This is a genomic window from Sporomusa sp. KB1, assembly GCF_007830295.1.
Taxonomy (GTDB): domain Bacteria; phylum Bacillota; class Negativicutes; order Sporomusales; family Sporomusaceae; genus Sporomusa.
Genome location: NZ_VLKC01000002.1, coordinates 3,252,006 through 3,261,306 on the forward strand (window position 1 = coordinate 3,252,006; position 9,301 = coordinate 3,261,306).

4 protein-coding genes, 9 tRNA genes, 1 rRNA gene, 1 riboswitch and 1 other annotated feature (1 of these 16 running past the window's edge) are annotated in these 9,301 nt (G+C 46.2%); of the genes, 12 read left to right on the forward strand and 2 right to left on the reverse strand.

Going from position 1 to position 9,301, the window contains the following annotated elements:
- Positions 1 to 209 (forward strand) — a sequence feature (23S ribosomal RNA rRNA prediction is too short).
- Positions 210 to 326: 117 nt separating this feature from the next.
- The 10 genes from SALPA_RS18700 (at position 327) to SALPA_RS18745 (ending at position 2,322) form a co-directional block, all read left to right on the forward strand.
- A tRNA-Gln gene (locus tag SALPA_RS18700) sits at positions 327 to 402 on the forward strand.
- A 76-nt stretch (positions 403 to 478) separates the two neighbouring features.
- Positions 479 to 554 (forward strand) — tRNA-Lys (locus SALPA_RS18705).
- Positions 555 to 557: 3 nt separating this feature from the next.
- Positions 558 to 632, forward strand: a tRNA-Glu gene (locus tag SALPA_RS18710).
- 4 nt (positions 633 to 636) lie between these two features.
- Positions 637 to 712 (forward strand) — tRNA-Val (locus tag SALPA_RS18715).
- Between the two features lie 77 nt (positions 713 to 789).
- Positions 790 to 866 (forward strand) — tRNA-Asp (locus SALPA_RS18720).
- Between the two features lie 206 nt (positions 867 to 1,072).
- A tRNA-Phe gene (locus SALPA_RS18725) sits at positions 1,073 to 1,148 on the forward strand.
- A gap of 5 nt (positions 1,149 to 1,153) precedes the next feature.
- Positions 1,154 to 1,228, forward strand: a tRNA-Gly gene (locus SALPA_RS18730).
- Positions 1,229 to 1,235: 7 nt separating this feature from the next.
- Positions 1,236 to 1,310: transfer RNA gene (locus SALPA_RS18735), tRNA-Cys, on the forward strand.
- Positions 1,311 to 1,318: 8 nt separating this feature from the next.
- Positions 1,319 to 1,407, forward strand: a tRNA-Leu gene (locus SALPA_RS18740).
- Between the two features lie 138 nt (positions 1,408 to 1,545).
- Entirely contained in the window at positions 1,546 to 2,322 is a 777-nt protein-coding gene (locus SALPA_RS18745; protein WP_145097422.1) for an ADP-ribosylglycohydrolase family protein, read from the forward strand.
- 101 nt (positions 2,323 to 2,423) lie between these two features.
- Here the strand turns inward: SALPA_RS18745 and thiC are convergent, their stop codons facing one another.
- Both thiC and pyc read right to left on the reverse strand, forming a co-directional pair.
- A complete protein-coding gene (gene thiC / locus SALPA_RS18750; protein ID WP_145097425.1) occupies positions 2,424 to 3,722 on the reverse strand; it encodes a phosphomethylpyrimidine synthase ThiC in 1,299 nt (432 codons plus the stop codon).
- A gap of 69 nt (positions 3,723 to 3,791) precedes the next feature.
- Positions 3,792 to 3,891: riboswitch (TPP riboswitch) on the reverse strand.
- A gap of 10 nt (positions 3,892 to 3,901) precedes the next feature.
- Positions 3,902 to 7,360 carry a pyruvate carboxylase gene (gene pyc / locus SALPA_RS18755; RefSeq protein WP_186451136.1) on the reverse strand — a complete coding sequence of 1,153 codons (3,459 nt, stop codon included), beginning with the start codon at positions 7,358 to 7,360 and terminating at the stop codon, positions 3,902 to 3,904.
- 254 nt (positions 7,361 to 7,614) lie between these two features.
- Here pyc and thiW point away from each other — a divergent pair, with 254 nt between their 5' ends.
- Complete coding sequence (gene thiW / locus SALPA_RS18760) at positions 7,615 to 8,130, forward strand: energy coupling factor transporter S component ThiW (protein ID WP_145097428.1); 516 nt, start codon at positions 7,615 to 7,617, stop codon at positions 8,128 to 8,130.
- Between the two features lie 324 nt (positions 8,131 to 8,454).
- Positions 8,455 to 9,301 (forward strand): 16S ribosomal RNA (locus tag SALPA_RS30515); it runs 742 nt beyond the window's last position.

The following is a 9,301-nucleotide window of genomic DNA, read 5'->3' on the forward strand; positions in this document are numbered from 1 at the left end:
GAACCAATGGTGTACCAGTTATTCCGCCAGGAGTAGAGCTGGGTAGCTACGTTCGGAAAGGATAAACGCTGAAAGCATCTAAGCGTGAAACCAGCCTTAAGATGAGGTCTGTCATTCGAAAGAAGTAAGGCCCCTTGAAGATTACAAGGTAGATAGGCCAGATGTGGAAGTGGAGTAATCCATGCAGCTGACTGGTACTAATAGGCCGAGGACTTGACTTAACAACCTCGTTTGCATGAAGTGCAAACATTAGTAAATCCTAATTCGCTGCTTATCTTTTGTGAAGTTTTTAGGGAACATACTCTTATGAGATGTTCACCTATAGTAGGGGCGTAGCCAAGTCGGTAAGGCAACGGACTTTGACTCCGTTATGCGTTGGTTCGAGTCCAGCCGCCCCTGCCAATTGAGATGTGAGATGCGGGATGTTAGAAGTGTGGATCTGTGCTAACACTGGCAAACACCTCATTATTTATTATCTGACCTACTAGCTCAGTCGGTAGAGCACCTGACTTTTAATCAGGGTGTCCCGCGTTCGAGTCGCGGGTGGGTCACCATCTGGCCCGTTGGTCAAGCGGTCAAGACACCGCCCTTTCACGGCGATAACGGGGGTTCGATTCCCCCACGGGTCACCATTTTGGGCGATTAGCTCAGCTGGGAGAGCGCCTGCCTTACAAGCAGGATGTCGGCGGTTCGATCCCGTCATCGCCCACCAATCTCGATAGTTCGAGGTTCGACCGGTCGTGAGTTCGAATAAACGAATACACGAACGAAGCGAGTCCACGAATAAACGGCCCTGTGGTGTAGCGGTCTAACATGCCGCCCTGTCACGGCGGAGATCGACAGTTCAAATCTGTTCAGGGTCGCCATTCACCTTAGCCCCTGCGGGTGGCTAGAAATGTCCATATGCTAGGCGCGACGAGAACCGTAGCGGAGGCGTACATGGGAGTACGTTGAGCAACGGATCACAGGAGCAACAACACCGTCGCCTATGAGGCTACTATAAAGCCTACTGGTGGCAGAAAACTTGTTGTAACAGCATCGCACAGATGGGCGTTCATAGACAGCTGCATACGCCTCGGTAGCTCAGTCGGTAGAGCAGAGGACTGAAAATCCTCGTGTCGACAGTTCGATTCTGTCCTGAGGCACCATTTAAGCGGAAGTAGCTCAGCGGTAGAGCATCGCCTTGCCAAGGCGAGGGTCGCGAGTTCGAATCTCGTTTTCCGCTCCATAACTATGGCGACATAGCCAAGTGGTAAGGCAGAGGTCTGCAAAACCTCTATTCCCCAGTTCAAATCTGGGTGTCGCCTCCAATTATTGCGCCGGGGTGGCGGAACTGGCAGACGCACGGGACTTAAAATCCCGCGGGTAGAAATACCCGTACCGGTTCGATTCCGGTCCTCGGCACCAATATCTATAAGACTTCGCGAGTTGTGCGAAGTCTTTTTTATTATGCTTGAATTTTAATCACCATGCAGGATTATAAGTGGCAAATGTGCAAAATATTATAGTAGTATTCTGATCGGGTTCGTAGTGGGGGGAAAATGAATGATCGGTTCAATTGCCGGAGATATTATTGGCTCAGTTTACGAGTGGAATAATCTAAAGGACAAGAAATTTCCGTTATTTCAAGCGGCATCTGTTTTTACAGACGATACAGTACTAACTTGTGCAGTAGCAGATAGTCTATTATCCGGAATTTCCTATGTTGAGAAATTTAAAGAGCACTATAGTTTGTACCCAACAGTAGGATATGGGCCGAATTTTGAATCTTGGGCTCGATCAAATAGTACCGATTCGTACAATAGTTGGGGAAACGGCTCGGCTATGCGCGTTAGTCCTATCGGCTTTGCTTTTAATAGTTTGGCAGAGGTTATGGGGGAGGCGGAAAAATCTGCGGCAATAACCCATAATCACCCTGAAGGTATTAAAGGAGCCCAGGCAACAGCAGCAGCTATTTATTTAGCGAGAAACAACTGTACGAAGAACGAAATAAAAGAATATATTACCAAGCAATTTGCTTATGACCTTCAACCAAAGATCAGTGATATTCGTCCTAATTATGTTTTTGATGTGTCCTGTCAGGGGTCAGTTCCGATTGCTATTATAGCCTTTTTAGAGGCCGAGGATTATGAAGACGCTATAAGAAATGCTATTTCGGTAGGCGGGGATAGCGATACAATTGCCTGTATAGCAGGGGGAATTGCGCAAGCTTTTTTTGGTATTCCTGATGACATTCGTCAGATGGCTATCAGGAAGCTTGATGAAAGATTAAGAGCAATTGTAGTAGCATTTGAGAAAAAATATATGAATAGAGACGGTTGATATTAGTGGGGTGACTCAGACCCTTGGTTCAAGCTGCAAAAAGCTCTGTATCTGCTAAATGCAGAATACAGAGCTTTTGTCGGTAACTAGTGTATACTAACTTATAAAATACTCAAGTCATCCCCGTTGAGTATTTTTTTCATATTCTTCATGGGGCACATTTTACCGCACATGGTACAGGTATCTTCACATTCAGGCATAGATTCTTCCCGGTAATTTCTGGCTTTCTCCGGATCAATAGACAGTTCAATCATGCGGGGGAAGTCTACATCGGCCCGGGCGGCACTCATTTGATTATCCCAGTCGCGAGCACCAGGAATTCCTTTGGCAATGTCGGCGGCGTGAGCAGCAATGCGGGCAGCGATGATGCCTTCTTTCATATCATCAAGGTTGGGCAAGCGAAGATGCTCAGCTGGGGTAACATAACAGAGGAAGTCTGCGCCATTTGCCGCAGCAATGGCACCACCAATCGCGCTGGTAATATGGTCATAACCGGGGGCGATATCGGTGACTAGTGGTCCTAACACATAGAAGGGAGCACCATGGCATAAACGTTTTTCTAATTGCATGTTAGCAGCAATTTCATTAATTGCCATATGGCCGGGGCCTTCGATCATGATTTGCACATTCCTGGCCCAGGCGCGTTTGGTTAGTTCGCCGAGGGTAATGAGTTCTTCAATTTGTGCAGCGTCGGTAGAGTCATTAATCGAACCAGGACGACAGGCATCACCCAAGCTGATGGTCACATCATACTTTTCACAGATGTCCAGCAGTCTGTCGTAATATTCATAGAACGGGTTTTCCTGATTGTTTAATTCCATCCAGGCAAAAAGAAGCGAACCTCCCCGGGAAACAATGTTGGTGAGACGCTTATTTTTTTTCACCCGTTCGGCTGTTTGGCGGTTCATACCACAGTGAATGGTCATAAAATCCACACCGTCTTCCGCATGACGTTCAACAACCGAGAAAAATTCATCGACGGTGATGTCTTTTAGATCCTTATCAAGCATGCCGACGGCATCATACATAGGTACAGTGCCGATCATGATGGGGGATATTTCAATCAATTTGCGCCGAAATTCCTGAGTTTTACCATAACAGCTCAAATCCATAATCGCTTCAGCTTTGAGGTCAATGGCTTTTTTTACTTTTTCTAGTTCAAGTTCAAGGTCGCAGCAGTCCTTGGAAACTCCAAGGTTGACGTTGATTTTGGTGCGAAGTTTTTCCCCAACTCCTTTGGGGCTAAGACTAGTATGCTGCTTATTGGCAGGAATGGCAACGCGGCCATCTGCTACTAGTTGGCGTAATAGCTCAATATCAATATTTTCCTCCTGAGCTACGATACGCATTTGTTCGGTAATGATGCCTCTTTTCGCGGCATCCATTTGAGTAGTATACATATTTTTCCCCTTCCTCTATGAGTGTATTTTTAGCTATAGCAGAGGTGAGGAACGTGGGTAAGCTTCTTTTAGATTGGTATAAAGCTTTCCTACGGTGGTATTAACCACATCAGGTTCGAGGGTTGGAATTGAATCCTCTCAGCCACATCTGGCACCCCTAGCTATAACTATGACAGGAACTATGCTTTATGCTTCTCTGCTACCTTCACAAGTTCGATTAATAAATCGCCTGTTTCTACAGGATCCTGAGGTTTTACATAAAGCTCTTTAACTACACCATCAAATGGAGCTTGTATCGTTGTTTCCATTTTCATGGCTTCAGTTACAAGTAAGTATTCGCCCTTTTTAACAGGATCTCCTCTTTTCACCATAATTTTAACGACTTTTCCTGTCATAGAAGCGCCAAGCTGGCCAGGGTTATCCTTTTCCGCTTTTGTTTTTGCAAGCGTAATGGCTTTGATGCTCCTATCCTTAACAATAATCTCGCGCGGTAAGCCGTTAAGTTCAAAGTTGACAATCCGCGTGCCGTCAGGAAGTGGGGCTTCAATAGAGATAAGCTTAATTACAAGTGTTTTGCCTTCCTCAATGTCGACTTGGAGTTCTTCACGCGGGGCTAAGCCATTGAAAAAGGTGGGGGTATCTAACATCGACACATCGCCATAGGTAGCAACCAACTTAATCCAATCTAAGAATACTTTGGGGTAGAGGGAGTAAGCAAGCACATCCTTTTCGGTTACCGGGCGAGTTAGAACATCGGATAGTTTATCACGGATTTGGTCAAAGTTGGTATCTTCCAGTAGTTCACCAGGACGTTTGGTTAAGGCCGCTTTACCCTTCAGTATAATGCGCTGCAGTTCTTGGGGGAAGCCCTGGTATGGCTGGCCAATCTGCCCAGAGAAGAACTCTACGACAGAGTTAGGGAAGTCTAAATTATCACCGGTTTTGTAAATGTCGTCTTCTGTCAGGTTATTTTCAACCATGAACAGGGCCATGTCGCCAACGATTTTGGATGAAGGAGTTACTTTGATAAGATCGCCGAACATGTCATTAACTTGACGATATACTTCTTTGACGCGATCCCACTGGCTTTCTAGTCCTAGCGATTTGGCTTGCTGCTTGAGGTTGCTATATTGACCACCAGGCATTTCATGATGATAAACCTCGGGGTTAGGGAAAAGGAGGCTGCTTTCAAAATCTTTATAATGGGTGCGAACATCTTCCCAGTAATGGGATAGTTTATTTAAGCTGTCGATATTCACTTGGGGTTGCCTGGCATGGCCCTGCAGGGCGTAGTATAAGCTATTACTGCTGGGTTGGGATGACATGCCAGCTAACGAGGAGATGGCAGTATCTACAATATCAACACCAGCATCAATGGCCCGGGCGTATGCGTAAATTCCGTTACCACTGGTGTCGTGCATATGCAGGTGGATAGGCAGGTCTACAGCCTCTTTGAGGGCCGAAACCAGCCTGTAGGCGGCCTCAGGCTTTAATAATCCAGCCATATCTTTGATGGCCAAAATATGCGCACCAGCTTGTTCAACTTCTTTTGCCATATTCACATAATATTTCAGGTCATACTTAGAGCGCGACGGGTCCAGAATATCGCCTGCATAGCACAAGGCAACCTCTGCAACCTTGCCGGACTGGCGTACTGCATCGATGGAAACGGTCATGGCGTCAAGCCAGTTTAAGCTGTCGAAAATACGGAATACATCGATACCTGACGCCGCTGCTTGGGCAACAAACGCGCGAATTACGTTATCCGGGTAGCTAGTGTAACCAACTGCATTGGAAGCACGGAATAGCATTTGAAATAAGATATTGGGGGCCTGGGCTCGCAAGGCCTCCAGGCGCTTCCAGGGGTCTTCATTTAAAAACCGGTAGGCTGCATCAAAAGTAGCTCCGCCCCACATTTCCAGAGAAAATAAATTAGGCAGCATATGGGCAGTAGGGGCAATAACGTTGAGCATATCATGGGTTCGCATTCGGGTAGCCAAGAGTGATTGATGAGCATCCCGCAGCGTAGTGTCTGTCAATAGAACCTCTTTTTGATCCTTAATCCAGGATATCAGGCCTTGCGGTCCCTGGCTGTCCAGGATTTGTTTGGTGCCGTTAGTTAAAGGCGCATCAGGGGCGCGTAACTGGCGGGGGGGTGGGAAACTTGGCTTGGGACGTTTGGCAATTCCAGGGAATCCATTTACTGTGGTTTCGGCCAGATAGGTAAGCAGCTTAGTACCTCTGTCCTGGAGGGGCATAAATATAAACAGTTCTGGGGACGTATCAATAAAGGTAGTATAATAATTACCGCTTAAAAAGTCCGCATGGTTAACTACATTGTAAAGAAAGGGTATGTTGGTTTTTATCCCACGAATCCGGAATTCACTAAGACAGCGTTTCATTTTGGCAATAGCGCTTTTGTGATTGAGGCCCCAGGTAGAGACCTTAACCAGCAGTGAATCGTAATAAGGAGTAATCACCGAACCGGTGTAAGCATTACCAGCGTCAAGCCGCACGCCAAAGCCGCCACCGCTGCGATAGGCGGCTATTTTTCCGGTATCAGGCATGAACTGATTTGCTGGGTCTTCGGTGGTTACCCGGCATTGGATGGCATGACCGTTACAGGTAATATAGTCTTGACTGGGAATACCGATGTCGTCACCGCTCAGGCTGGCACCGTCGGCGATATGCAGCTGGGCTTGAACAATATCAATACCTGTAATCATTTCGCTAATGGTATGCTCTACCTGGACGCGGGGGTTTACTTCAATAAAATAAAACTTCTGATCAGGTGTTACTAAAAATTCTACTGTACCGGCACTGATATAGCCAACTGCTTTCATCAGTTTGACGGCAGCGGCGCAAATTTCCTGCCGTAATTTTTCTGGCAGGGAGATACTAGGCGCGATTTCAATTACTTTTTGGTGACGGCGTTGCACAGAACAATCTCTTTCATATAAATGGATGACATCACCATGTTGGTCTCCCAGGATTTGAACTTCGATATGCTTGGGGTTCTCAATCAACTGTTCAAGATAGATTTGATCGTCGCCAAATGAGGCTTTAGCTTCTGATTTGGCACGTAAATAAGAATCTTCGAGGGAATCGGCTGAACGAACGATGCGCATGCCGCGACCGCCGCCGCCTGATATTGCCTTAATAATGAACGGATAGCCGTATCGTGCAGCAAAATCCTTGATTTCTTCTACACTATGGACTGGACCGTTACTTCCTGGTATGACAGGCAGGCCGGCGGCAACTGCCTGGGCGCGGGCATTAATTTTGTCACCAAACATGGCTAAATGCTCAATATTTGGGCCAATGAAGGTAATGCCTTCTTCTTTGCAGCGTATGGCCAGATTAATGTTTTCAGACAAAAAACCATAACCGGGGTGGATGGCATCCACCTCTCGATTTTTGGCTATGCGCAGTATGGATTCAATATCCAGGTAAGCGTCAACAGGGCTTTTGTTTTCACCTATCAGGTAGGCTTCATCAGCTCGATAGCGGTGCAACGAGAATATATCTTCTTTGGAATAAATGGCAATTGTACGTATTTCCAGTTCATTGCAAGCTCGCATAACCCGAATAGCAATTTCGCCACGATTGGCGACCAGCACTGTATGGATTTTTTTCATTGTAATTCTCCTCCTAAAACAAGGTATGAGTACATTGTAAACAAACAACTGTAATTGCTAATTTACCACTGATTTACAAAAAACACAAGATATAATAAGAATTTGGCCCTATGTTTTTCATGTTAAAGTATTTAGCAGGATGTAATATTGCCTGTGGCGAAGATGTAACTGTAAAATTGTCGAGGTAATAGGCGGAGCATTTGCTGGGCGTATTACCTTACTACTAATTGATATACTGAAAGGAAGTCCAATATATGAATAGCAGAAAACTGGCTTATACAGCCATATTTATGGCTGTGGGTGTACTTTCCGCCCACTTAGTCTATATTCCAATTGGCATTGCCAAGTGCTTTCCTTTGCAGCATGTTATCAATATACTGCTTGCAGTGCTGTTAGGAACACGCTACTCGGTTAGTGCTGCATTTGGAATATCCTTATTACGCAATATTCTAGGAACAGGATCATTATTGGCCTTCCCCGGGAGTATGGTCGGCGCAGCACTAGCTGGCTTAGTTTATAAGAAAACTAATAGTATCTGGGGTGCGATTATTGGTGAGGTGATTGGTACCGGGTTCTTTGGGGCTTTGTTGGCTTATCCTGTTGCAAAATATTTTATCGGCTCTCAAGCAGGCGCATTCTTCTTCATTATACCATTTTTAGTCAGTACTGTGGGGGGAAGTATTATTGCTTACTTCCTATATAAGGCCAAAGTCATGAATTATCTTTATGAGAATTTAGGTTTAGCAGAAAAACGTAAGTTTAACCGATGACCAAGAGGCTGGTCGATATATTGGCGGTAGGTAAATAAGTATATTTGTAGTTTTATGTTGACATTGTCAAACAAGCATGCTATCATTTATAAATGTCGGCTCCGCAAGAATGAGAACGATAAAAGTGGTACAGGATAAAGCGTATCGTCTGATACGCCCGCGACACTAGTGCATTCGTGCACGTGGGTTCCCTGAAAACTGAACAATGTAAGTAATGCATCAAAAATGCCAGATGTGCGGTAGTATGTCGCTTGCGACATACTAAACCAAAAACAATTTCTTAATTTGATTTATAGAGCCAACAAATGGCTTCAATAAAAATCTTTATTGGAGAGTTTGATCCTGGCTCAGGACGAACGCTGGCGGCGTGCCTAACACATGCAAGTCGAACGGGGAGTTATTTATAACTCCTAGTGGCGAACGGGTGAGTAACGCGTAGACAACCTGCCTCTAAATTGGGGACAACACCGCGAAAGTGGTGCTAATACCGAATGTGGTATCTTGGTCGCATGACTGAGATAAGAAAGGTGGCCTCTGAATATGCTACCGATTAGAGATGGGTCTGCGTCTGATTAGCTAGTTGGTGAGGTAACGGCTCACCAAGGCGACGATCAGTAGCCGGTCTGAGAGGATGAACGGCCACACTGGGACTGAGACACGGCCCAGACTCCTACGGGAGGCAGCAGTGGGGAATCTTCCGCAATGGACGAAAGTCTGACGGAGCAACGCCGCGTGAGTCGACAAGGGGTTCTAGGATTGTAAAGCTCTGTCGTTTGGGACGAACGTGGGATGTGTGAATAATGCATTCTAATGACGGTACCAAAGGAGGAAGCCACGGCTAACTACGTGCCAGCAGCCGCGGTAATACGTAGGTGGCAAGCGTTGTCCGGAATTATTGGGCGTAAAGGGCGTGTAGGTGGATTTTTAAGTCGTGTGTCTAAGTGCGGGGCTCAACCCCGTATAGGCGCAGGAAACTGGAGATCTTGAGTGCAGGAGAGGAAAGTGGAATTCCCAGTGTAGCGGTGAAATGCGTAGATATTGGGAGGAACACCAGTGGCGAAGGCGACTTTCTGGACTGTGTCTGACACTGAGGCGCGAAAGCCAGGGGAGCGAACGGGATTAGATACCCCGGTAGTCCTGGCCGTAAACGATGGGTACTAGGTGTAGAGGG

Excerpts from the sequence above, each read along its gene's own strand:
- SALPA_RS18745 (WP_145097422.1), top strand. The coding sequence starts at position 1,546 with ATGATCGGTTCAATTGCCGGAGATATTATTGGCTCAGTTTACGAGTGG.
- thiC (WP_145097425.1), bottom strand. The coding sequence starts at position 3,722 with ATGTATACTACTCAAATGGATGCCGCGAAAAGAGGCATCATTACCGAA.
- pyc (WP_186451136.1), bottom strand. The coding sequence starts at position 7,360 with ATGAAAAAAATCCATACAGTGCTGGTCGCCAATCGTGGCGAAATTGCT.
- thiW (WP_145097428.1), top strand. The coding sequence starts at position 7,615 with ATGAATAGCAGAAAACTGGCTTATACAGCCATATTTATGGCTGTGGGT.